The 21,410-nt window shown below is 49.8% G+C and carries 28 protein-coding genes and 1 pseudogene; 7 read left to right on the forward strand and 22 right to left on the reverse strand.

The features are described from left to right. Positions 1 to 40 precede the first annotated feature (40 nt). From UCI88_RS08315 to UCI88_RS08330, 4 genes and pseudogenes are all read left to right on the forward strand, one after another. Entirely contained in the window at positions 41 to 454 is a 414-nt protein-coding gene (locus UCI88_RS08315) for an HTH domain-containing protein (protein ID WP_039899495.1), read from the forward strand. After that, positions 430 to 1,398 (forward strand): IS3 family transposase, encoded by a 969-nt coding sequence (locus UCI88_RS08320; RefSeq protein ID WP_009014515.1) that lies wholly within the window; start codon positions 430 to 432, stop codon positions 1,396 to 1,398. Before UCI88_RS08315 ends, UCI88_RS08320 begins: the two co-directional genes overlap by 25 nt. A 118-nt stretch (positions 1,399 to 1,516) precedes the next feature. Continuing rightward, positions 1,517 to 2,380, forward strand: a pseudogene (locus tag UCI88_RS08325) (IS3 family transposase); the annotation flags it as partial. A gap of 275 nt (positions 2,381 to 2,655) precedes the next feature. Beyond that, the gene (locus UCI88_RS08330) at positions 2,656 to 3,510 is read left to right on the forward strand and encodes an extended-spectrum class A beta-lactamase ACI-1 (RefSeq protein ID WP_006555379.1); all 855 of its coding nucleotides are present in this window, start codon (positions 2,656 to 2,658) and stop codon (positions 3,508 to 3,510) included. A 201-nt stretch (positions 3,511 to 3,711) separates the two neighbouring features. On the opposite strand, the gene UCI88_RS08335 is transcribed toward UCI88_RS08330, so the two are convergent. The 3 genes from UCI88_RS08335 to UCI88_RS08345 are packed head-to-tail and all read right to left on the reverse strand — an operon-like array spanning position 3,712 to position 7,190. After that, entirely contained in the window at positions 3,712 to 5,277 is a 1,566-nt protein-coding gene (locus UCI88_RS08335; RefSeq protein WP_009014517.1) for a recombinase family protein, read from the reverse strand. After that, a complete protein-coding gene (locus tag UCI88_RS08340; protein ID WP_009014518.1) occupies positions 5,274 to 6,911 on the reverse strand; it encodes a recombinase family protein in 1,638 nt (545 codons plus the stop codon). The genes UCI88_RS08335 and UCI88_RS08340 overlap by 4 nt, the downstream gene beginning before the upstream one ends. Positions 6,912 to 6,956: 45 nt before the next feature. Continuing rightward, the gene (locus tag UCI88_RS08345) at positions 6,957 to 7,190 is read right to left on the reverse strand and encodes an SHOCT domain-containing protein (protein ID WP_165477694.1); all 234 of its coding nucleotides are present in this window, start codon (positions 7,188 to 7,190) and stop codon (positions 6,957 to 6,959) included. A gap of 413 nt (positions 7,191 to 7,603) precedes the next feature. Here UCI88_RS08345 and relB point away from each other — a divergent pair, with 413 nt between their 5' ends. Together relB and UCI88_RS08355 are read left to right on the forward strand one after the other, a co-directional pair. Further along, a complete protein-coding gene (relB, locus tag UCI88_RS08350) occupies positions 7,604 to 7,783 on the forward strand; it encodes a type II toxin-antitoxin system RelB family antitoxin (protein ID WP_009014521.1) in 180 nt (59 codons plus the stop codon). A 6-nt stretch (positions 7,784 to 7,789) separates the two neighbouring features. Then, positions 7,790 to 8,053, forward strand: a complete 264-nt coding sequence (locus tag UCI88_RS08355) for a type II toxin-antitoxin system RelE family toxin (RefSeq protein WP_009014522.1) — start codon at positions 7,790 to 7,792, stop codon at positions 8,051 to 8,053. A gap of 49 nt (positions 8,054 to 8,102) precedes the next feature. On the opposite strand, the gene UCI88_RS08360 is transcribed toward UCI88_RS08355, so the two are convergent. From UCI88_RS08360 to UCI88_RS08435, 16 genes are read right to left on the reverse strand one after another with little or no spacing between them, the layout of a single operon-like run. Next, positions 8,103 to 8,369, reverse strand: coding sequence for a hypothetical protein (locus UCI88_RS08360; protein WP_227079534.1), 267 nt, complete (start codon positions 8,367 to 8,369; stop codon positions 8,103 to 8,105). Between the two features lie 2 nt (positions 8,370 to 8,371). Then, complete coding sequence (locus tag UCI88_RS08365; RefSeq protein WP_009014524.1) at positions 8,372 to 8,929, reverse strand: N-acetylmuramoyl-L-alanine amidase family protein; 558 nt, start codon at positions 8,927 to 8,929, stop codon at positions 8,372 to 8,374. Next, on the reverse strand, positions 8,926 to 9,111 hold the full coding sequence (locus tag UCI88_RS08370) for a hypothetical protein (protein WP_009014525.1): 186 nt from the start codon (positions 9,109 to 9,111) through the stop codon (positions 8,926 to 8,928). Before UCI88_RS08370 ends, UCI88_RS08365 begins: the two co-directional genes overlap by 4 nt. Further along, the gene (locus UCI88_RS08375; protein WP_009014526.1) at positions 9,108 to 9,965 is read right to left on the reverse strand and encodes a hypothetical protein; all 858 of its coding nucleotides are present in this window, start codon (positions 9,963 to 9,965) and stop codon (positions 9,108 to 9,110) included. Before UCI88_RS08375 ends, UCI88_RS08370 begins: the two co-directional genes overlap by 4 nt. A gap of 12 nt (positions 9,966 to 9,977) precedes the next feature. Beyond that, the gene (locus tag UCI88_RS08380) at positions 9,978 to 10,484 is read right to left on the reverse strand and encodes a hypothetical protein (protein WP_009014527.1); all 507 of its coding nucleotides are present in this window, start codon (positions 10,482 to 10,484) and stop codon (positions 9,978 to 9,980) included. Positions 10,485 to 10,497: 13 nt separating this feature from the next. After that, on the reverse strand, positions 10,498 to 10,749 hold the full coding sequence (locus tag UCI88_RS08385) for a hypothetical protein (protein ID WP_009014528.1): 252 nt from the start codon (positions 10,747 to 10,749) through the stop codon (positions 10,498 to 10,500). Next, positions 10,736 to 11,104, reverse strand: coding sequence for a hypothetical protein (locus UCI88_RS08390; RefSeq protein ID WP_039899497.1), 369 nt, complete (start codon positions 11,102 to 11,104; stop codon positions 10,736 to 10,738). The genes UCI88_RS08385 and UCI88_RS08390 overlap by 14 nt, the downstream gene beginning before the upstream one ends. A 5-nt stretch (positions 11,105 to 11,109) precedes the next feature. Next, positions 11,110 to 11,373, reverse strand: a complete 264-nt coding sequence (locus tag UCI88_RS08395) for a hypothetical protein (RefSeq protein ID WP_227079535.1) — start codon at positions 11,371 to 11,373, stop codon at positions 11,110 to 11,112. 12 nt (positions 11,374 to 11,385) lie between these two features. Then, positions 11,386 to 12,369, reverse strand: a complete 984-nt coding sequence (locus UCI88_RS08400; protein ID WP_009014531.1) for a phage baseplate protein — start codon at positions 12,367 to 12,369, stop codon at positions 11,386 to 11,388. Continuing rightward, positions 12,362 to 12,928 carry a putative phage tail protein gene (locus tag UCI88_RS08405; RefSeq protein ID WP_227163146.1) on the reverse strand — a complete coding sequence of 189 codons (567 nt, stop codon included), beginning with the start codon at positions 12,926 to 12,928 and terminating at the stop codon, positions 12,362 to 12,364. The genes UCI88_RS08400 and UCI88_RS08405 overlap by 8 nt, the downstream gene beginning before the upstream one ends. Beyond that, positions 12,915 to 13,982 carry a baseplate J/gp47 family protein gene (locus tag UCI88_RS08410; RefSeq protein WP_009014533.1) on the reverse strand — a complete coding sequence of 356 codons (1,068 nt, stop codon included), beginning with the start codon at positions 13,980 to 13,982 and terminating at the stop codon, positions 12,915 to 12,917. The genes UCI88_RS08405 and UCI88_RS08410 overlap by 14 nt, the downstream gene beginning before the upstream one ends. After that, a complete protein-coding gene (locus UCI88_RS08415; protein WP_009014534.1) occupies positions 13,979 to 14,428 on the reverse strand; it encodes a DUF2634 domain-containing protein in 450 nt (149 codons plus the stop codon). The genes UCI88_RS08410 and UCI88_RS08415 overlap by 4 nt, the downstream gene beginning before the upstream one ends. After that, a complete protein-coding gene (locus UCI88_RS08420; RefSeq protein WP_009014535.1) occupies positions 14,421 to 14,840 on the reverse strand; it encodes a DUF2577 domain-containing protein in 420 nt (139 codons plus the stop codon). The genes UCI88_RS08415 and UCI88_RS08420 overlap by 8 nt, the downstream gene beginning before the upstream one ends. Positions 14,841 to 14,844: 4 nt before the next feature. Further along, on the reverse strand, positions 14,845 to 16,365 hold the full coding sequence (locus UCI88_RS08425; protein ID WP_108911968.1) for an XkdQ/YqbQ family protein: 1,521 nt from the start codon (positions 16,363 to 16,365) through the stop codon (positions 14,845 to 14,847). Continuing rightward, entirely contained in the window at positions 16,340 to 17,074 is a 735-nt protein-coding gene (locus UCI88_RS08430) for a hypothetical protein (protein WP_009014537.1), read from the reverse strand. Before UCI88_RS08430 ends, UCI88_RS08425 begins: the two co-directional genes overlap by 26 nt. Next, the gene (locus UCI88_RS08435; protein ID WP_009014538.1) at positions 17,074 to 19,194 is read right to left on the reverse strand and encodes a phage tail tape measure protein; all 2,121 of its coding nucleotides are present in this window, start codon (positions 19,192 to 19,194) and stop codon (positions 17,074 to 17,076) included. The genes UCI88_RS08430 and UCI88_RS08435 overlap by 1 nt, the downstream gene beginning before the upstream one ends. Before the next feature lie 98 nt (positions 19,195 to 19,292). Here UCI88_RS08435 and UCI88_RS08440 point away from each other — a divergent pair, with 98 nt between their 5' ends. Then, the gene (locus UCI88_RS08440) at positions 19,293 to 20,357 is read left to right on the forward strand and encodes a Fic family protein (protein ID WP_009014539.1); all 1,065 of its coding nucleotides are present in this window, start codon (positions 19,293 to 19,295) and stop codon (positions 20,355 to 20,357) included. A gap of 18 nt (positions 20,358 to 20,375) precedes the next feature. Here the strand turns inward: UCI88_RS08440 and UCI88_RS08445 are convergent, their stop codons facing one another. The 3 genes from UCI88_RS08445 to UCI88_RS08455 are packed head-to-tail and all read right to left on the reverse strand — an operon-like array spanning position 20,376 to position 21,398. Beyond that, positions 20,376 to 20,513 carry a hypothetical protein gene (locus UCI88_RS08445; RefSeq protein ID WP_165477697.1) on the reverse strand — a complete coding sequence of 46 codons (138 nt, stop codon included), beginning with the start codon at positions 20,511 to 20,513 and terminating at the stop codon, positions 20,376 to 20,378. Between the two features lie 26 nt (positions 20,514 to 20,539). Beyond that, positions 20,540 to 20,956 carry a phage tail assembly chaperone gene (locus UCI88_RS08450; protein ID WP_009014540.1) on the reverse strand — a complete coding sequence of 139 codons (417 nt, stop codon included), beginning with the start codon at positions 20,954 to 20,956 and terminating at the stop codon, positions 20,540 to 20,542. 13 nt (positions 20,957 to 20,969) lie between these two features. Continuing rightward, a complete protein-coding gene (locus tag UCI88_RS08455) occupies positions 20,970 to 21,398 on the reverse strand; it encodes a phage tail tube protein (RefSeq protein ID WP_009014541.1) in 429 nt (142 codons plus the stop codon). Positions 21,399 to 21,410: the final 12 nt, after the last annotated feature.

Consider the following 21,410-nt stretch of genomic DNA (forward strand, 5'->3'; position numbering starts at 1 on the left):
CTGAATGTTATACTATGAATACCAAGCGGAGGTGCTCAAAATGACTGTTAAGCGCTTTACGGAACAGGAGAAACTATTGTTGCGTAAAAACCCCTATACATACAGGGTCACTGATAATATGATATTGTTGACGGTAGAGTTTAAGGAGACATTTTGGAAACTATATATTCAGGGCTTTTCACCAGTGTCTATTTTTAGGGAGTTAGGGTATGATCCTGATCTTTTGGGACAATACAGAATTAATAATTTTGCTTTTAAGCTAAAAAAAGCGATAGAATCCGGAAAGTCTCTTACTCAAGGTGTTGGTGGAGAGATAAAAACTCCGCCGAAGAATAAAGATTACAGCGAGTTACCAATAGAGGCAACAATAGCATCCATGCAGTATGAATTGTCTTATCTTAGACAGGAGGTTGAATTCTTAAAAAAAATGTGTTGCTTGGACAAATCAGATTAGCGCGTGAAATAGCTTTGGGGCTAGCAAATAGAAAGTTTCAATTAATTCATAATTTGGTATCTAGGCCAGATAATCGATTGAAAATAGTCCATTTATGTAAACTTGCTCATGTTACTAGATCTGGATACTATAATTGGTTAAGCAACATGGAATTTCGTAATGCCAAGGAGCAAAAAGATAGGGAAGACTTTAGTATTATTCTAGAGGCATATAAATTTAAGGGGTATGATAAGTGCATCCGGGGCATACATATGAGGCTATTGCATTTAGAGAAGCCGGTACTTATGAACCTAAAAAAGATAAGACGATTAATGGTGAAATATAATCTGAGATGCCCTATTAGAAAGCCTAATCCCTATCGGCAAATAGCAAGAGCTTTGAGGACCAACAAGGTAGCACCTAATCTTTTGAACCGGGAATTTAAAGCACATGGACCTAGAAAAGTATTGTTAACAGATATAACTTACATACCATTGAATGATAAATACTGTTATTTATCTACAATTCTAGACTCCTATACGATGCAAGTACTTGGATATTGTCTTAGTGATTCATTGGCAATAGATTTCGTGTTGGAAAGTGTTAATATGGTGCTTGCTAGGCATGGAAGCGAACTTTCTAGTGAGACTATTATTCATTCGGACCAGAGTTCACACTATACGAGTTATAAATTTATACAGTTTGTTAACGATGCTAATTTAAGGCAATCTATGTCGAGAAGAGGTAATTGTTGGGATAATGCACCTCAGGAGAGCTTTTACGGGCACATGAAGGATGAAATCCATATATCTGAGTGCAAAGATTTTGAGTCTCTGCGTTTAGAAATAGATAGGTGGATGGATTATTACAACAACTACAGATACCAATGGAAGTTAGCAAAGCTATCCCCAAACGAGTATTATGAGTATATAAAAACGGGTATTTACCCATTGAAGATAATTTAATAAAAAATAAGAAGCAGCGATTCCAAAAGGGGTCGCTGCTTCTCTCTTTCTTTTGAAAATGTCCTTGACAAAGGGTACGGTTTAATGGTACTGTAATTCTGTACGGCAACAAGATTATCAAGTAATCATGGAACTATCCGGAGAAATTCCGGTGAAGCTTCTTTGCAAGACAATGGGCATCCAGAGGAGCAGTTTCTACGCTTGGAAAAAACATCTTTCTCAGCCGTCGGGCAAAGAAAAGCGCCTTTTGAGCAACGTCCTGCTGTTCCAGGAGTACCATTGGAAGTATCCATCGCACGGCTATCGCTGGCTGAACGCCAAGATACGGTTGGACAAAGAGATTGTCCTGTCCGATCCCTATGCCCACAAATGCTGTAGGATTGCGGGAATCAAGAGCAAATCCAAGCACTACAGGTACAAGAAGGCTGGCGATCCAGCGCGGATATTTCCCAACCTGCTCATGTCTGAAATGCAGATCGATGGGCCAATGCAGTGCATCGTGAGTGATATGACCGCTTTTTATGTGAAAGGCATCTACCATGAACTGACTCTTTATATGGATCTATGGAACAATGAGATTGTCAGTCATTCCCTCTCTGCAAAACGCGGTGATCGCATGACTTACATCAGCGGACTGGAAAATCTGATTGAGTGGCAAAAACGGCATCCGGAGCACCAAATGGTTCTCCATTCTGACCAGGGATCGGTCTACGCCTCCAAAGCCTACAACGAGCTATTGCCCATGTACGGCATCACCCGATCCATGTCACGTGCCGGGACCCCCACAGACAATGCCGCTATGGAGTCCATCAATGGATGGATCAAGGCGGAGCTGTTCATGGACTTGCATGTGACCGGCGAGAAACCGGTCAAGGAGGAGGTGGATGACTACATTCTTTTCTTCAATGAACAGAGGCCAGCCTATTCCTTAGGCTACCTGACGCCGAAGCAGTATCGGGAACGTCACACGCCCATCTGCTGATCTCGTCTGCATTATCGATGGCATGGTTTGTCTAACAAGCTTGAAGGATGTCAGAAAAGTTGATGAATCTTGTACATCGATTCGTTTTTTATGCCTGATTTTTTTAGTTTTGTGTCCAATTTTTGTTGACAAGTGCAAGTGACTGCATCTTTGATTGTATGAAGTGATGTATTAGTAATGGCAATAAGAGTGCTAATTGCTGATGATCACGCTCTATTGAGCCAATACGACCCGTTGAATTTGGCGGGTCGTTCAACAGATAGTAGGAGGTTATTATGAAGAAATTTTGTTTTTTGTTTTTGATAATCTGTGGCTTGATGGTTTTCTGCCTTCAGGATTGTCAAGCGCGGCAGAAATTAAATCTTGCTGATCTGGAAAATAAATATAACGCCGTGATTGGTGTTTACGCCGTTGACATGGAGAATGGAAAAAAAATTTGCTACAAACCTGATACGCGTTTTTCCTACTGCTCGACACACAAAGTTTTTACGGCTGCAGAATTGCTAAGACAAAAAAATACCTCCGATTTGAATGAAATTCGTAAGTTTTCGGCGGAAGATATTTTGTCCTACGCGCCAATCACCAAAGACCATGTTGCTGATGGCATGACGCTGGCGGAAATTTGTTCGGCATCGCTCAGGTGGAGTGACAACACGGCGGCAAATTTAATTTTGCAGGAGATCGGCGGCGTGGAAAATTTCAAGGTGGCACTTAAAAATATTGGCGACAAAACTACCAAACCTGCGCGAAATGAACCTGAACTTAATCTTTTCAATCCAAAAGATAATCGTGATACTAGCACGCCGAGACAGATGGTAAAAAATTTGCAAGTCTATATATTCGGCGATATTTTGAGCGACGACAAGAAAAAACTGCTGATTGATTGGATGAGCGACAATTCCATAACCGACACGCTTATCAAGGCAGAAACTCCGCAAGGTTGGAAAGTTATCGACAAGAGCGGTTCAGGCGATTATGGGGCGCGGAATGATATTGCCGTGATTTATCCGCCCAATCGCAAACCCATTGTCATGGCGATAATGTCGCGCCGCACGGAAAAAAATGCAAAATCTGACGACGCTATGATTGCGGAGGCGGCAAAACGAATTTTTGATAATTTAGTATTTTAAAGGGGCTTGATAGCATCGGTATTGCCGATGGGCAGAGAGGGCCATCACGCAAAAATATTTCGCCAAACATTTATATCTCACTCAAACTTCGCACACCTGAAACCCTTACTATTATATCATATTCCGATTTTCTTCATCAAAAATACGGCAGAGAATCCTGCGTTTCCTCTTGGATTCTCTGCCGTAATCCTTTTTTCCTGCTTATGCTCTGATTTCCGTCCCGTCCTTGAAGGTCACCCGGATATCGTCTTTGCTGTACACTGTGATGAAATCCACCAGGCTGCCCCACAGCCGGGCATCGAACTCCTTAATGAGATCCTGATTCCTAAGCTCCTTGATGAAGCTGTCCATCTGACGGCTCCGGGCCTTGCGATACTGGATGGCTTCACAGGTCTTGTCGTACTGCGTCTTCGCTGCTTCATACCGACTGACCAGTTCGTTGTAGTTCCGGTCATAATCATCCTGGTTCTGCGCGACCCTGGCGTTCTCGGCTATGAGCTGCTGTATCTTGTCGGCCAGCAGGTTCAAGTCTGTACTGAGCTTATCCCGTTCCTCTTCCAGGGCTTCTGTATCGGTAAGCCGTTCTTTCAGCAAGGTAACGTTATCTATGATTTCCGCTTTGTTTTCAATGAGTCGATTGGCAGCCCGGACGAAGGCTTCCTTGATATCATCTTCTGTCAGGTGCGGCGTCTGGCAGTGTCTCTTAAATTTATCGTTGCAGCGGTATATAGTTCTCCGGTACTTGTCAGTCGAATGCCAGACCTTGGCCCCATACCAGCCGCCGCACTGGCCGCACTTGATTTTACTGGAGAAGATGGATACGCCGCTGTAACGTTTTTTCCCTTTACGCCGCCTCTTGATTTCCTCCTGTACCCAATCGAATACCTGCGGGCTGATGATAGCTTCATGGTTATGTTCCACATAATACTGTGGCACTTCCCCTTCATTTTTCTTTGTCTCTTTTGTCAGAAAATCAACCGTGATTTTTTTCTGAAGCAGGGCATCCCCTTTATACTTTTCATTCATGAGAATACTTCGGATCGTGTTAGCTCTCCAGATTTTGCAGCCAGCTGGAGTGGGAATCTTACGTTCCGTCAGTTCTTTTGCAATAGAATGAAACGTGTATCCGCTAAGATACAAACGGTAAATCAACTTTACGATTTCTGCCTGCTTTTTATTCACTATCAGGTTTCCGTCCATTCCCCTATCATAGCCAAGAAAATGACTAAATGCCAGACTGACCTTCCCATCAGCAAACCGTTTCCGGTGTCCCCAGGTTACATTCTCAGAGATGCTGCGGCTCTCTTCCTGTGCCAGGGAACTCATAATGGTAATCAGGAGTTCTCCTTTGGCGTCCAGTGTCCAAATATTTTCTTTTTCAAAATAGATTTCGATTCCTTTATCTTTCAGCTTTCGCACGGTGGTCAGGCTGTCGACCGTATTCCTGGCAAACCGGCTGACAGATTTTGTGATGATAAGGTCAATTTTGCCGTCCATGGCATCATCAATCATCCGTTTAAATCCTTTCCGGTGTTTGGTATTCGTAGCTGAAATGCCTTCATCCGTATACATCCCGACAAATTCCCAATCATTTCTGCTCTGGATATAACGCGTATAATAATCCACCTGTGCTTCATAGCTGGTAAGTTGCTCATCGTGATCCGTTGAAACCCGTGCATAGCCTGCCACCCTTCTCTTTTTTTGACTGTCCATCAGCTTTTTCGTATAACTCCGCAGTGTAGCTGGAATTACCTGCACTTTTTTCATGGCAACTTCACCTCCTTCGTATGACCATCGTTAAATTGAAACAGCAATGTTTCGTTATCCTGTACTTCAATACGCTGCACTTGTGCTCTAAATGCTGTATCATCAAATTCCAATTTTCCCATTGTTTCTGCTGCCATACGCTGCAGCCATTCTTCTTTGATGCTTCTTACATGGATGCATCTATGTTCTCCCCGGCACCGCCAATAAGCCACTTTTCCATTCATACGTTTCTCTAGACAACGTATGAATTTCGTCTGGCACGCAGGACATACAATGCATTCCGAAAAAGCGGTATAACGGCCGGACGTATCACGCTGATGATACGTTTCCATCCATTGCCTCTGCTTTTTCTTCTGCTCATCCGTCCACATATCCTTTAAGGCTGTCGATTTCCATTCCTGTGTGATAACGTTTCCATCTTTGAAATGAAATACCAGCGTGTGATAAGAAGGAACAACAATCTTCTTTACCCGCTGAACAAACAGTTCTTCATCAAATTCATCTGTACCCAGAACGGCTGCGCATGCTTTTTTCAAAGCGGGCTGCGGGATGGAGCCATAGGCTCCGCAGTTTGTCCCCTTGCCCTTATGCGAATCACAGGTCCAGTATTCCCGTATCCTTCCCTTGTATTTCCGAACAACATGGACATAGCTTTTCCCGCAGATGCCACATTTGATGATCCCCGTAAAGCAAGAGGTGTTCAAAAAATCCCTGGCATATCCGCCCCGCTGCATTCCCATTTCCTTGCGATTTTTTAATTCCTGCTGAACCCATTCAAACATATCAGAAGAAATTATGGCTTCATGATGCCATTCCACTACATACCTATTCCTTTCTCCATGATTAACGGCCTGGCGTTTGGTAATAGGGTCCGTCACAAAGGTTTTCTGCATCTCAAGAACGCCCGTATAAATCCGATTCGTAAGAATCTGCCTGATACTGGCATCTTTGAAATAGTTCCCATACATGGTGCGGATCTCCCGCCGCTTTAGTTCCCGTAATATATCTTTTCTGGTTCTGCCCTGCAGATAGGCATCAAAAATTTCTCTGACAATCGCGGCTTCTTCTGGTTGGATGACCAGATTATCTTTCTCCCAGCAATAGCCGTAAACGAAGAACTTTGCATGAGGAATCCCCTGTTCAAACTTTTTACGAAACCGCCACTTGATATTATCACTGATGGATCGGCTTTCTTCCTGGGCAAAAGAGGCAAGGATGGTCAGCATCAACTCTCCATCTCCGCTCATGGTATGGATATTTTCTTTCTCAAACCAGACTTCAATACCCAGTTCTTTCAGGTGACGTACCGTCTGCAGAAGGTCAACCGTGTTTCGGGCAAACCGCTGGATGGATTTGGTCAGGATGATGTCTATTTTCCCGGCCTCGGCATCTTCCAGCATCCGCCGGAATTCCTGCCTCTTCTTTATCCCCGTCCCAGAGATGCCGTAGTCCGCATAGACCCCGGCGTATTCCCAATTCGGATTTTTCTGTATCAGCTTGCTATAATAACTGACCTGTGCCGAAAGGGAATGGTGCATCCGCTCCGATTCCATGGAGACACGGGCATAGGCTGCAACTTTCTTTCGTTGTTTCAGTCCGGATATTTTTTGTTCGATTTTACGGATAGTCCGCATAGAATCAGCTCCTTTCAACACTATATATCCCTCTTTTTTAACCAATTAGCAAGTATATAAATCGCCAGAAAAGGGCTGATATTTATGGAGCATCTCCTGCTCGAAAGTCTGGTACTCCTTCTCGGTGATAAGCTTTTCCGCCAGCATCACTCTCGCCAGATACATCGTCACCTGGAAGGTTGCTTCATTACGAAATAACCTTTTATCCATGGCGACCATCTCTGAAGCGATACTCGACATAGCAGGCATGGGAACAGAACTTCCGATGGCTGTTGCCATAGACACTGAACTTTTTGCCGCAATTTAGGCAAGTGAATGTATAGACCGCCTTCCGCTTCACCAGCTCGGGATGAGCGTTCCACCATTTGTTACGACAGGCATCGCAGCAGAATCGTTTCCGCTTGCGTCCCGGATTCTGTTCAATGGGCTTTCCACATTGCTCACAGACTGATGTTGTCTTCTTGGTAACCAGGTTGTGCCGTCTGCAGAAAGATTTCACTGTATTGATAGAAATACCGAGTATCACTGCTATCTTCCCATACCCTGCTCCGTCTCGGCGCATAGTAGTAATCTGTTGTTTCTGTTCATCCGTCATAATGAACACCTCCTGAAAATTGGCTCTCAGGAGTAATAGGACAAAAGAAATGATTTCAAGTACCCTAGAAAACAATTTTCAGTTTTTCCCAACTTGATTGGAAAAGTATGCTGAACTCAATGGGATCACTGTATCAGAATTAGTGAGACGTTCTGTTATAGAACGAATTGAAGACGAGCATGATGTAAAAGCTTACAAAGAAGCCTTGGCAGAATTTGAAGCCGACCCCGTAGTCTATTCTCTTGATGAAGTGGAAAAAGAGTTGGATCTGAAATGAATTACAGTGTTGTTTTTTTCCAAAAGAGCGTTAAAACAATTAAAAAAATTAGATAAATATACAGCATTCCTGATTACAAGTTGGTTGAGGAAAAACATAAATGGGTGTTCAGATCCTAGACAACATGACAAAGGATTAACCGCAAACAGAAGCGGGCAGTGGAGATATCGAGTAGGTGATTACCGAATCATTGTAGAAATAGAAGACACCAAGGTGATTGTTTTGGTTCTTGAAATTGGGCATAGAAAGAATATTTATCTGGATAAATAGAAATAAGCCGATACGGAACATCCTTCCCGATGTTCCGTATCGGCTTTTCTCATGCAATCTTCTGCTTTGCATCAGCCACAATAGCTTTGACCGCTTGCTGCAGCAAAGTAATATACAGCCTGTTCCGAATCTTCACCCACCAGCTGGTGGTGGTCTGGATTTCTGCTTCCAACGGATCTGTGAGGTTCTTCATCTGCGCTTCCACTAGTTTTTGGACATCATCCAGGTCAATGGACTTGATGGCCGCTTCGGCTTCGCTTCTGGCAAAGTCTACGACGACATTGGCGACGGCTTTCTTGATTTCTTCACGGTTCATAGTCATTTACCTCCTAGAATCAGTTGTTCATAATCTGTCACTCCCCTGGCAACTGCTCTGGCCATGGCATCCTGGGCGTTTGCAAGGATTTCTTCATCGCCAGGATTGGTGATAAAGGCCAGCTCGACCAGGACGGCGGGCATATCCGTGTTTGTGAGAACATACAGGCCGTTGACGCCGGGCGTAGCGATTTTCACGCCACGGTCGGTGATATCAAGGGCATCTACCAACTGGCTCTGGATGCAGCTGGCCAGCACGCTGCCACGGTAACTGCCGGCACAGGCCCAGGTTTCTGTGCCGTTGGCTTCTTCGGCTTCAGCGGCATTGCAGTGGATGGATACGAAGATGTCGGCGTCACTGCTGTTCGCCGCTTCGCAGATATCGTACAGGCTGTCGGACTGGAGCAGTTCGGTTTCAACACCAGCGGCATTCAGATAGCTTTCCGCAGATTCACCTACAGCCAGTGCCACATCACATTCGCGCAGCCCCGTTTCTCCGTTCACGGCACCGGGGTCAGGATTGCCGTTCGGCGCATGGCCGGGATTCAGGAATACTTTCATGATTTATCTTCTCCTTTCTGGTTGGCGGCGGACTTTACGGTACCGCCGATATAGCCAAGCAGGCCGGATGCGATGGACATGGCCAGCTCGTTAAGATTATAAAAAATGGCCATGATCAGGGCTGTGACCAGCCCAATGATGACCAAACAATCGGGGATATTCACTTTTTCAAACAAACTCATCCCACCACCTTAATGGTTAATACCACTTCTGCCTTTGTTGCTGAGGCTTCTGCCAGATAGGAATACAAAGCATCCGATATTTCCCCAATCATTATGACCCCCAGATCATCATCTTTCTCATAGAACAATTCTGTGGTATCCGATATTCCTGTCCCTGTCGTAAGTTCAACTTTGCAACCTGCATATCGTTTTTCTTCATCCAACAGGAACAGCAGCCCTTTACGGCTTCCATTTTCCAGAGCCCCCACGCCGACTATCTTAGGGCTTTCCGGGGATTGCTTCGTCGTCATAAGCATATGGCCAGTCAGCCACTGCGTGCCCTGTCCCGTCATCGTAAGGCTTACATCTGTAAAAGGAACAGTGGGAATCGGGGCGGCGTCGGTTGCACTGACAATCATGCCATTACTGATGGGTGCCGATATATAAGCAAGTTGAGGATTGGTACTGCTGTTTTCCTGCTCTTCCCCGTTGATAGTGATTTTCCCCGCATAATAATCGGTATCTGCTTTCAAGTTGATGCTCAAGGTATCCTGATACGTTGTAGCATATACGGTATTTCCATCTGAGTCTGTTTGTGAGGATAACTCCGGATGGTTGCAGGTAAGCGTAATGGTCTGATGCTCTTTTTGAATCAGGGTTATCGTCTTTCGTGCATCTGCCTGTGACAGGTCAGCCGTCCCCGTCACCAGTTCACCCTCTGAGGTATAAAACTTTTTCCCCTTAGCCACATCGGCAGCTTTCGCCGTTGTGTCAGACACTTCGCAGAACCGTGCCCTGCCGCCGTTTTTTAGGGGAATCAGGATGGATGGCACTTCGCTGTAACTGGCTCCGGCTATCGTCACATTTACCTTCATGGCCTTCCCTCCTTACTCGACAGTCAGGATTTTCGTCAGGCTGTCCTGGGAAACGGAAACGGTCGTCAGACTGCCCGTCACCTTGGTACCATTGATGTAGGCCGTCTTACCGCTGACAATCGTCCCCGCGGCGGCGGTGGCATCACTGGTATCGACTACGCTGGACTTGCCGCTGATGCCGAGGACCGTCACCCCGGACTTGATGTTGCCGCTGACGAGCTTGGCCTGTTCTTCTTTGCTGATACGCACAGAGCCGCTGCCATTATGGAAGCCGGCCGGGATGGTATAGGCGCCATCAGCTTTGGCAATGCTGCCGCTGACCGCGCCGTTGTCAGTCATCGTCCCGATAACAGACCCGCTGCCCAGGAAAACTGACTTGCCGTTCAGGATATCGCCGGAAGAGGCCGTAGCGCCAGAGGTATCATAAAAGACCGCGCTGCCCTCCCCTTCTGCCAGGGGAATCGATACCTGCGGCACTTCTGCATAGATAACGGAATTGATTTTTACGTTCTTCGCCATGTTGATTGCTCCTTTACTCGACTTTTAATTCATAGCCATTGAAACTGATCCTGCCATAATTCGACGGAATGGCAGCCACCGTCACTTTGGAAAGAGCAGTATACCCGCCGTCTGCGGTGATGACCTGCTCCTGAGCCGTTGGAGTGACTCGCTTTTCCTGGTACGCTTCAGACGGCGCCTGTGGCATGGAAAGAATGCCGACCAGAGAATTTCTTTTAAGAGGTAGGGAAACAAAGCCTGCTAAAGTACTTTCATTCTGTGCCACGCTCCGTCACGCTCCTTTCCAGGAAAAAATCCCTGGCCGGGATGATGGTATCGGTATAGCCAGTTCCCCGCACGAGCTTCACTTCATAGATATACCGGCCACAGGATAAATGCCGTGTATCTTCCGGCAGGAATACCAGAACACAGCTGTCCTGCTCCTGACGGATGCCCTGGCCCAGCGTTTTCGTGAGGACAGGGTCCTTATCCGTAATGAAGCGTTTCAGTGTAAAGGTCAGGCGGTCGCCGTCCCCCGGGATAAAGACACTGCCCGTTACCCGGTCGCGGATGGTCAGGTCGAATTCTGCTGAATCGCCCCGCGTCAGATGGATCCGGTTCTTCACTACAAAAAAGCTCATCTCCCTCACCCCTGTTCATGCTGGCGCTGTTCCATCACATCCAGGCGGTGATGGGCATGCTCTGTCGATTCTTCCACCCGGGACAGCCGCTCGGCCATCTGCTGCCGTTTGGCTTCCGTATCCGTCAGCTGCCGGCGCAGTTCGACGACACAGTCCCGAAGGCTCCGCACCGATTCATTCAGCGGCTTAATGACGCTGAAGTTGAAGATGACGCCGCAGAGCATCAGGACCGATACCAGAGACGCGGCCATCTGTAACCATTCAGCCATATTCCTCACCCCCTATCCTGTCCGCTGGAACATATACACGACAATGGACGGCTGCATATTGTTGTGCGGCTGGCCGCCGCCCGTCCGGGAAAGGCTGTGGGAATGATTTCCATCCCAGGACGTATGCCCGTCTACCTGATTGCCATGCCAGCAGCCGTCGCCATAGCCTACGGCCACAGGTGCATCATTGCCTTCACAGGCATCCCACTGGAAGTTGCGCGGCAATGCCCCGCAGGACCAATGACGATGATTTCCGCTGTCTCCAACCGTATGGCCATGAGCCGGAGTTTCTGGAATCGTAAGGTTGTGCTTTTCTTCGCCCAGTTTGTCCCCGGCCTTGTACATGGTTCCGCTGTCTGCCGCCCCGGCCCCAATCAGGCAACGGCCCATGGCAAAGGCCACCCAGGTCGTCCCCGGCCAGTACGTTGCCGGATTCTTCCCGTCCGCAGAAATGTAGATGGCATTGACAGGGAACGGGCATGCCTGGATCTTGGCCACGGCTTCCTCGTCCATATCGGCATAGGTGACCTTGCCCCAGCTGCCATTGCTGTGCAGGACGGTATTCAGCTTCCCTGCAGAAGGTGACGGGACCATGCCGCTCTGGCCTGCTGTCTTTTCGCCGCAGCCGCTGAAATCCGGCAGGGTGATATCCCTCGTGCCGTCAAACAGCACCCGGTGAATCTTCCGTCCCGTCTGCAGCTTCGACGCACTGGCCGCATTGCCGCTGATGCCGCTGGCATGGGCCTTGGCATCGGTCAGGTGGGCATTAATGTCAGCGGCCGTAGCAGAAATCCGCTCATAGAGCCGGGCATCATTACTGACCAGCTGGGACACGGTCCTGTTCTGCTGATTGAAGACGACCGGGTCTTCCGAAAGATACTGAGGGAAAAGCACATCATAATCCAGCGTATTCTCCACAGCTTCTGTGGGCCGGACTTCCTGCCCGGCCCGGTCCGGAAAATCCGCCGACCATTTCTCTTTGCTGTAATCATCCATTTGTCATCACTCCTTTCTTGGATACGATGGTCGCCGTCGAGAAGGTGGCTTCTCCGTTCCAGTGAATCTTGCCATTCCAGGAATAACCCAAGTAGATGGCATAGCCCAGATGGGCCGGCTTGTAGATGTCGAGCTGGGCAATCAGCTTCGAAAGCGTTCCGGTATCCTTGTCGTTCATAATGCAGTACACCTTGAAATAATATTCTTCATTCACTTCCTCGATGTGGCCAACACTGTACAGGTTCACGATGGAGTTCATGAAATCCACCGTAGACACATCCACATGCTGCAGCTTAAAGAGGATCCGCTGCCTGCGGAATTCGTCGGTATCCCCGTCGCCGGGCTTGATGCCAAGGAACGATTCATAAAGAGACAGCGCCCAGGTGGCTGTGTTCACGAAGAAGTTGTCCGCCAGGTCCTGCAGAGCCAGGCGCAGGCGGTCATGCTCCTCATTGCAGGTTTCTGCCGCCCGGCGGAACATCGGGGCCTTCGATAAAAAATGCGGCAAATACTTCAGGATATCCATCCGCCTCTGCCGCATCCAGTTATTGGCTGACAAGGTTCAGCACCACCTTTCCGGCTACCGGAATCTGCTCGTTCGTCAGTTCCACATTGGCCGCGTTTCCATTAAGCTTCAAATTCTTATAATCCGTAATGCCGCTGATGGAAAGGAGGAGTTTCCCCATCTGGGCCAGGCTGACATAGGAAAGCGTAAAACCCGTCTGCTTGAGATAGGCTGTCATGGCTGCCTTTACGGCATCGGGACTCGCGGTTCCGTAGATATCTGCCGTCAGGTCAATGGTCAAAGGAGCTGGTGAAACGACGGTCACGGTCGCTCCAATGGGCCGCTGGCTTTCGATGTAGTCGTAGACTTCCTGTATCAGTTCCGCCGATGCCGATTCGTTCTCTGCCGTGACGATAATGACCTTCACTGTACCATTGCCCTGCCAGAGCGGGATGACTTTGCAATTCCCGACGCCATCGACGGACATGGCCCAGTCACGATAATGATTGGCATTGCCCGAAGTAATGGGCTGGCGAACCCGGAAAAGTAACCGGGCAAGGAGTGCGGCATCCGTTTCTTCATCCGCCCCATCGGTGCATTTCTTATGGTTAACGACCGCCGAGATATTCGGGATGGAATAGGGGATTTCCGTAATCGTTCCTTCGGCCACATTGCCAGTCGCTCCGGCATCGGCGGCTTCCACAGGAATCGTAACCTCAGCGGCATCGGCAGGAATGGTGGCCGACTCCAGGGTGTAAAAGCGTCGGCCGTCTTTTGTCTGGAAGAGACTGCTGCGAATGATGTAGGCTCCTGCCATCCCCGTCACCGTGACTTCTCCTTTGGCCTTGACGGCTTTCTTGCGATCGACGCCAAATTCCGCTGCCCGCAGCGTCAGGTAATCTCCCCAGGACGTTTTGGCAAAGGCCGCGTCGCGCAGCATGGCCATCTCGGCATAGCTGCTCTCAAATTCCACAGCATTGGCGTCGATCAGGTCGCGGGCAAAGGTACCTTCCATGGTACTTTGCTCTTTTTCCGTGATGGTGTGCAGGGTCTGGGTCATGCGGCTTTCAATCACATCTTTAGTCTGTGCATCAAATAAATTGCTCATGCCTTGCTCCTTCCTGTCGTCACGGTCAATGATTCGTCACTGTAAATAGAAGTGACGTCAACCGTAATGACCAAATCATCCCGTTCCCGCTTCTCCACCTCGACATGGTTAATGCGGGCAATGTACGGATTCACCATCAATCCCTCGCGGATATTCCGGCAGATCTGGTCTGCCGTATACCGGCTGTTTGACGTTCTCCCCTGATACGGCTCGATGGTAATGCCATAGCTGTCATCATAGGCCAAGTAGCGATACCGCTCGGTGAGGATTGCCTTATAAATCCAGACCTTGAGGGCTTCATTTTCCGTCACCATCAGGTTCTGGCCTTTTTCATCGTAGCGGAAGCACTGCTTATCAAAGTCATAGCCGTATTCTACAAAAAGAGGCAGCGACTCATTCCGGTTCGCTGCCTGGATGCTGTTCATTGCTACAAAAGGATCAGCCATGGCCATCAATCCTCACAATCTCGTCCAAAATGATGTACTGCTGGATCCGGCCATTGATGAGCATGGGCATGATGGCCACGTACATGCCGGGCTTTAGTGTATCCGTATAGATGACGGAATCGGTGTAGTCATTATCGATATCATGATTATGGGACTGGTAAGCCGCATCACCGCTGCCGCCGGCACGATTCTGTGTCGCCGATACCAGATGCCCTTTAGCTGTGCGGCCATAACCTGCCAGGAGATAATGGGAAATCCACAGCTCCTCTTTGGTCAAAATGATGCCATTGTAGCGGACCTTGATATCTGGCGGCGAAGCAAGGATCTGCCCGATTTGAATGTCCGGGCTGTTGCTGCTACGGCTGACCTGCTCCATCAGATTCAGCAGGCTGATATACGGATTTTTCTGCACACGCTCACCCCCTTGAGGTCTTGATAATCGTTGCCGGATAATAGTCGCTTCCCATATCGATGCTGCCTTCGTAGTGATGAAAACAGCCATAGACATGGGAACTGTTGCCCCAGCAGCCGCCGTTTCCGTCATAGACCACGACATGCCAGTTCGGATCCGGCTTGCTGTAGCGGTTGTACATGATGATGTCGCCTTTCTCCAGCTGTGCCGGGTCGTAGGGGATCGCCAGTCCCTGGGCTTCGGCATCGGCCCGGAGCTGGTCGCAGCCTTTCACGCCATTGTTATATTCCTGCGCTGCAAAAGGGGAATAGCCCGCCGCGGCGATGGTCGCCCGGTCGACACAGCCTTCTGAGCCATAGGGAGACACAGTACCGTCGAAGTTGGCCATGCACGCATCGACCACACTGCTGCCAGCCATAGCGCCACCTGCAGGAACAGAAGATGTCGATTCCGTTTCCGCTGGCGGCACATAATCCGGGTTAGCATTGTACGATGCGCTGTCCAGTTCCTGTTTCTGCTCATCCAGCAGTTTGTGGAATACCAGATGCAGCTCCATCAGGTGCTTGTTCCCTTCAATTTTATGGCTGTCTGACTTGATGAAGAACTGGCCCTTGAGCTGTTCTTCCTGGACTGAGACAGAAAACCCGGCGATACACTGGATATGACCGATGGCCCGGATGGACATGTCATGGGCGACGGTCTTCAGCATGGCCCTTGCCTGCGAGGCATCGTCCTGCTTGGGGTCGGCCTTGCAAATGGCCTGGATGAGACCGAATCGGTCGATATCCGTCTGATTGGGCAGTTCGCCTTTCGTCTGCCCGGCACTGTCGACGACGATGACCTTAGAAACCATGTCTTCGACCGACTCCGACACGGAAGCGCCGGTCAGATTTGTCACATCGCTGATCAGGAAATCTTCCGCCACCTGGTCGTTCATGCAGACCACGTTGAGCTTCCCTTCGGTCATGTAGATATGGTATCCCTTGCCATCTTGTGCGGATTGATAGGATAATGCCTGCTTGATAGCCTCCGTAGCCGAGATATCATCGGCAATGAAATTGCAGGTGACGGACAGGTCGGGAATAGTCCCGGCCGGAATAGAAAAGTCATTGATGGTCTGGCGGATGGCGTCGGCCACTGTGACGTTCGTGTACTTCTTGGTTATGCGGGACTTGGCCAGATAGACGATATTGTCAAAGGCTGTAAAACGCATCACGGAAGAGCCGCTCTCCCGGCTGCGGCCAAAAATACGTCCCTGGAACAGGTGGACAGTCTGCTGCGTCTTATCGTCAATGTGGATAAACAGCACCTCGTCCCCCAGTTCCAGTTCCGGATTCTGCCAAGATTTATCCCGCGTCGTATAGGACAGGTCGAATTCCAGCCTGCGTCCGGCCTGCTCGACGTCCCCGGACCAAGTTGCACAAATCAGCCAGCCCGTAAGGTCTGCGTTCTCGGGCTTTTTCTGGCCTTCCGTCTGAGCATCCTCGGTATTGGTTTTCTTATTGATTCTTTGCAACTGGAACATTTTCATCATTCCTCTTGAGGTTCATCGTCGTCAGGCGGATGATATCCCCGGGCGAAAGACCGCCGTTACGGACGATACTGCGATAGATCTGGAACTTCGAGAACTGCTCATTGTTGAGCGTCACCGATTTCCCCACGGCCCGGCCGATGACGTTGCCGATGCTGTCCCCGGGATAATAGGTGATGTTCTTCTTCATCTTCGACCAGAACGACTCCGGCCGCTTCTTCAGCCCTGTCGCAGCATCGGTCTTTCCCGTCTCCGGTGCTGTGACGTAGCGGTACTCTGTCAGGCCCAGCTCGTAATAGACATCGCCGCTGCCGTCCTTTTCACCAAACTTGAAGGACGAAATCAGGCAGGGCATGGAAAGCGGCGTATCTGACACGGTCAGCTGACAGACGCTGTCACCGGTACGTATCGTTTCCAGTTGGGCGATGTATGTATAAGGCGCAAGGCCCATCATGGCAAAGGGATAATCCTGGGCCGGGAAAAAGCCGGAAAGGGTCAGTGTCTTGAGTCCCGTCTTTCCCATCATAAGGTAGTCGCCGAAGTTATTGATGTTCACCGTACCATGATTCGTATTGACAGATACCATCAGCTCCGAAGGCAGGACGGGAAAGACCACCGCTGCCGATTCAGAAGAGAGAGAAATCGTGAGGGAAGATGGAGCCTGACCGATGGCGTTCAACAGGGATGCTAAGAAAGAACTCATCAGAGGGTCGCTCCTTTCATGCGGTTCATGCCGTACAGCCGGATTTTTTCGACGAGCCTTTCAGCGACGGCGTCGATGTCCTGCTCGCTGCGGACGTTCATGGTATCGATGCGGATGGTGATGCCGCCGCTGCCTGCGTTCATGGCCTGGCGGAGACTTTCATCATGGGGTACGACCGTACTGCCGTTGGGCAGGTGTACCAGTTCGCCCCGGCGATCTTCATTGATGACGGCAAAGCCGCCACGAAAGTTCTCGACGCCGCTTTCAAAGTGGCTGATGCTTGGGATATCAAATCCCACATGGGTCGGCGCCCCGCCCGTCAGGGACGGAATGTCGATGGACAGGCCGTTGACGCTGGCAATGAGTCCGTTCACCTGGTCGATGACCCAGTTCACACCGCTCCGGAAGGTATCCTTGATGCTCTCCCAGATACTGGAAGCCGTCTCGCTGATACCGTTCATGGCCCCGTCCCAGGCAGAACTGATCCAGTTCATCCCCGCACCGACGGCGTCCGATACAGCCTGTATAGCCTGTTCGATATAATGCGACACGGTATCCCAGTTCCTCCACAGAAGGTACAAGGCAGCAATAATCGCAGCAATGACGATAATGATGGGATTGGCCATGGCTGCGGCGCCTACGGCACGGATAATGGTGATCATCATGCGTCCGGCAGTCAGAAAGGTACTGCCCATGCCCCTGGCCACGATGGCAATGCCCCGGCAGACCGGAATGAGTCCTTTGAACTGGGTCGAGAGGTATTTCGAGACACTGCCGGCTTTGCTGATGCCGGTAGCGATAGAGTTAAAAGTACCAAAGGCCCTGCCGCCGACCGTCAGGATACGGCCCAAAGTCGAGCCGAAGAGCTGGAAGGTCACGATGCCGAAAGCCACCTGGCCAATCAGCGTTTTCTGTTCCGGTGTAAGCGCACGGAACCAGGCCGCCAGTTCCTTGACGCGCATCGACATGGCCTTGAAGTACGGCGTAAACGACACCGCTAAATCCATGCCGGCATTCTTCAGCTGGTTCATGGCAATCTGCATCTGCTCCGACGGGGTCAGCATCTTCTCATAAGCTTCCCGGGTCATGCCGGCAGACTGGGCCATCTGATTCATGACCTTGTCGAAATCCCCGGCTCCCTTGCCTGTCAGGACCAGGATGCTGTTCAATCCTTCGACGGAGCCAAAGAGCTGGGCCATCTGCTGGGCATCACCGCCCGTGGCCCGCTTCACTTCGCCCAGGAACTTCACCCAGCCTACGCTCTGCAGATGGGCCGCATTGAATTCAAGACCAAGGGACTGAGCCAGTTTCGCCGCTTCAGAAGACGGCTTCAGAATGTTGCTGTAGGCCGCCTTGAGTCCTGTGATGGCTTCACTGGTCCGGATACCGTTCTTGGTCAGGACGGCAATGGAACCAAACAGTTCCTGCGTGCTGACATTAAGCTGTGCCGCAATGGGGATGACGTTGCCCATGGACTGGGCCATCTCGCCAAAGGATGTCTTGCCGAAGTTCTGTGCCAGGAGCATCTGGTCCGTCACCGCCGTGGCTTCCTCTGCCGATTTCCCATAGGCATTGAGGACGGTCGTGACGCCGTTTACGGCAGTCGTCGTATCCGTGAACCCGGCCTTGGCGGCGATGGTCATATCCTTGACAAAGCCTACGGCATGGCCGGCATCGACACCTGCCGAGATGGCCTGGTAGACCGATTCCGAAAGGTCGGCGACGCCTGCCCCGGTCTCATCGCTGACAGCACGGATCTCATCACTGACCTTCTGCATGGAAACGACTGTCGTATCCACCAGGGTCGAAATCTTGGCGATGCCGCCCGCAAAGTCGCTGTGCAACTTGAAGCCTGCTGTCGCAGCCGCCAGGATGGGTGCCGACAGCAGGGCCATCTTGTCTGACAGGCCGGAAATCCTGCTTCCCGTCTGCTCGATGCTCTTTGCTGTCCGTTTTTGGATGCGCTCATGCTCCGTCAGCTTGTCCGACAGACCACTGACCGATTGTTTCGCCGCCCCCATCTGGGTCTTCATGGTCCCCAGGCTGGCATTGACGCTACGCACCGTCGGCGTGAACAAATCCCGCAGCCGGATGGCGGCATCGATGACATTATTGGCCATGCGGTTTCACCTCTCTTTCCATCATCTGCCTTATTTATCTGCCTCATTCTCTTGCTATCTGCCACATTTCATGCTAAAATGTTGCAGATAATAGAAAGATGAGGGAGATTTTTATGCGGATATTTAACTACTCGCAGGAAATACAAAATTTACTGACACCTGAAATCGTCCAGCTTCTCACCTGTATCCATGAACACAAGGGACGACAGGATTTATTTCTGGAGGCGAATACAGACGAACTGAAAACACTGGTAGACGTTGCCATGATCCAGAGTACAGGGGCTTCCAACCGTATCGAGGGAATCTTCACCAGTGACAAACGATTAGAAGCGCTGGTCAGCAAAAAAGCTGAACCGCACAATCGGTCTGAACAGGAAATTGCCGGATATCGTGAAGTACTCGCCTTGATTCATGAAAATCACGACTATATTTCCCCTGCCCCTAATGTCATCAGGCAGCTCCACCGAGACCTGTACTCTTACTCAACAGGAGCCATAGGCGGAGATTACAAAAACGCAGATAACGTCATTGCAGAAACGGACGCACAAGGGCATCAAAAGGCAAGATTCATCCCCGTTCCTGCTTTTCAGACAGCTGACGCTATGGATTCTTTATGTCAATCGTTCCAGAATGCCTGGCAGGAAAACGTAATGGATAAATTGCTGCTGACTCCCATGTTCATCCTGGATTTTCTCTGCATTCATCCATTCAATGACGGAAATGGACGGATGAGCCGGCTTCTGACACTCCTTCTTTTATATCGTGCCGGCTACATCGTCGGGAAATACATCAGCCTGGAAATGCTGATTGAAAAAACGAAAACCACTTACTATGAAGCTCTTCAGGCCAGTTCTTTCGGCTGGCACGAAAATCAAAACACCTATGCTCCTTTTGTGAAATATTATTTGGGCATCATCATAAAAGCATATGATGAATTCGAAGACCGGATTCAATACTTGGTAACCAAAAAGATTTCCAAGCCAGACCGTATCAAAACCATCATCTCCCAAACACTAGGGAAAATCAGCAAAAAGGATCTTATGGAACGCTGCCCGGATATCAGCCAGGGAACTATAGAACGCACTTTGTCCAGTCTGGTAAAAGAGGGCTATATCATCAAAGTTGGCTCTGGTCCGGCCACAGCATATATCCGCAAGCGATAAAAAGACAAGCAGCCTACACTATTTTGTGGCCTGCTTTTTCTTTTCCCTTTCTTCCATTTCATAGCGGATGAAGGCATACAGCACCTGCCGTTCACCGTATCCCAGTTTCATGACCGCTGACGGCAGCAGGTGATGCTCCCGGAACAGGAGATACATCGCCTGCACTTCGCCATCGGTCCGGATCAGTTTTTTACGGCTTTGTCCGCCTTTTCCTGGGTCGTATAGCCGTTAAGTTCTGTGATCTGTGCCGTAAGGTCGGCAATCTCGCCTGCCAGGAAGAGCTTGCGGATGATGTCACCCGGGAGTACGGCCCCGAATTTTTCCAGCAGCTCCTTGTTCTTGAGGTCCGGGTCGGCAATCCCCGCCAGGAGCGTCTGGGTCTGCATCTGATAAATGTCGATGTTGTCGGCGCTACCGTTGGTGAAGTCCACGGCCATCTTCTGAATATCCGCATAGCGTTCCGGGTCGATGGCCCGGAGCGTGATGACAAAATCGAATCCGAACAGCTTCGAGAGCCGTTCCATCTTCACTTTCTTCTGAGGCCGTTCGGCCAGCTTGTTCACTACATCTGCTTTCAGCAGTCGGTCTACCATATTCATGTGCTTGTTCTCCTTATGCTAAATCCAAGAGGTCCCAATCCGAGAAGGTGAAGCTGTAACTTTCTTCGCCCATCTTGTCCACTTCCCAGTCGGCCAGGATCAGGCTGTCAAAGGTCGCATCCTTGATGACGATGCGTTCGCTGCCAATGGCGTCCTTATCGTCAAGGACGGAGACGATGGTCACGACGGTCTGCTTGCCCGCCTTGATGTTGTCGTTCATCTTCTTGATCATGTAGCTCGAGACTTTATGGAGCTTCAGCTGCCCTTTGCAGTCATATCCCGTGACCTTATAGCCCTTGCCTACATGGCGGAGCATCTTTACTTCTTCCTTGGTCAGCGTGACCTCGGCCTTGAACGCCGTTGCTTCTGCCATGAGGTCGCCGTCGATATAGAGGTCGGCATATTTTCCGTTCATGACCCGTTTGGCTTCCATACTGTTCATCCGGCTTCACCT

The organism is Megasphaera massiliensis, assembly GCF_036305205.1.
Lineage (GTDB): Bacteria > Bacillota > Negativicutes > Veillonellales > Megasphaeraceae > Megasphaera > Megasphaera massiliensis.

What these genes read in the sequence shown, in the direction of transcription:
- UCI88_RS08315 (WP_039899495.1), top strand. Translation starts at nt 41, where the DNA reads ATGACTGTTAAGCGCTTTACGGAACAGGAGAAACTATTGTTGCGTAAA.
- UCI88_RS08330 (WP_006555379.1), top strand. Translation starts at nt 2,656, where the DNA reads ATGAAGAAATTTTGTTTTTTGTTTTTGATAATCTGTGGCTTGATGGTT.
- UCI88_RS08335 (WP_009014517.1), bottom strand. Translation starts at nt 5,277, where the DNA reads ATGAAAAAAGTGCAGGTAATTCCAGCTACACTGCGGAGTTATACGAAA.
- UCI88_RS08340 (WP_009014518.1), bottom strand. Translation starts at nt 6,911, where the DNA reads ATGCGGACTATCCGTAAAATCGAACAAAAAATATCCGGACTGAAACAA.
- UCI88_RS08345 (WP_165477694.1), bottom strand. Translation starts at nt 7,190, where the DNA reads ATGGCAACAGCCATCGGAAGTTCTGTTCCCATGCCTGCTATGTCGAGT.
- UCI88_RS08360 (WP_227079534.1), bottom strand. Translation starts at nt 8,369, where the DNA reads ATGAACCGTGAAGAAATCAAGAAAGCCGTCGCCAATGTCGTCGTAGAC.
- UCI88_RS08365 (WP_009014524.1), bottom strand. Translation starts at nt 8,929, where the DNA reads ATGAAAGTATTCCTGAATCCCGGCCATGCGCCGAACGGCAATCCTGAC.
- UCI88_RS08370 (WP_009014525.1), bottom strand. Translation starts at nt 9,111, where the DNA reads ATGAGTTTGTTTGAAAAAGTGAATATCCCCGATTGTTTGGTCATCATT.
- UCI88_RS08375 (WP_009014526.1), bottom strand. Translation starts at nt 9,965, where the DNA reads ATGAAGGTAAATGTGACGATAGCCGGAGCCAGTTACAGCGAAGTGCCA.
- UCI88_RS08380 (WP_009014527.1), bottom strand. Translation starts at nt 10,484, where the DNA reads ATGGCGAAGAACGTAAAAATCAATTCCGTTATCTATGCAGAAGTGCCG.
- UCI88_RS08390 (WP_039899497.1), bottom strand. Translation starts at nt 11,104, where the DNA reads ATGAGCTTTTTTGTAGTGAAGAACCGGATCCATCTGACGCGGGGCGAT.
- UCI88_RS08395 (WP_227079535.1), bottom strand. Translation starts at nt 11,373, where the DNA reads ATGGCTGAATGGTTACAGATGGCCGCGTCTCTGGTATCGGTCCTGATG.
- UCI88_RS08400 (WP_009014531.1), bottom strand. Translation starts at nt 12,369, where the DNA reads ATGGATGATTACAGCAAAGAGAAATGGTCGGCGGATTTTCCGGACCGG.
- UCI88_RS08410 (WP_009014533.1), bottom strand. Translation starts at nt 13,982, where the DNA reads ATGAGCAATTTATTTGATGCACAGACTAAAGATGTGATTGAAAGCCGC.
- UCI88_RS08415 (WP_009014534.1), bottom strand. Translation starts at nt 14,428, where the DNA reads ATGGCTGATCCTTTTGTAGCAATGAACAGCATCCAGGCAGCGAACCGG.
- UCI88_RS08425 (WP_108911968.1), bottom strand. Translation starts at nt 16,365, where the DNA reads ATGTTCCAGTTGCAAAGAATCAATAAGAAAACCAATACCGAGGATGCT.
- UCI88_RS08430 (WP_009014537.1), bottom strand. Translation starts at nt 17,074, where the DNA reads ATGAGTTCTTTCTTAGCATCCCTGTTGAACGCCATCGGTCAGGCTCCA.
- UCI88_RS08435 (WP_009014538.1), bottom strand. Translation starts at nt 19,194, where the DNA reads ATGGCCAATAATGTCATCGATGCCGCCATCCGGCTGCGGGATTTGTTC.
- UCI88_RS08440 (WP_009014539.1), top strand. Translation starts at nt 19,293, where the DNA reads ATGAGGGAGATTTTTATGCGGATATTTAACTACTCGCAGGAAATACAA.
- UCI88_RS08445 (WP_165477697.1), bottom strand. Translation starts at nt 20,513, where the DNA reads ATGTATCTCCTGTTCCGGGAGCATCACCTGCTGCCGTCAGCGGTCATG.
- UCI88_RS08450 (WP_009014540.1), bottom strand. Translation starts at nt 20,956, where the DNA reads ATGAATATGGTAGACCGACTGCTGAAAGCAGATGTAGTGAACAAGCTG.
- UCI88_RS08455 (WP_009014541.1), bottom strand. Translation starts at nt 21,398, where the DNA reads ATGAACAGTATGGAAGCCAAACGGGTCATGAACGGAAAATATGCCGAC.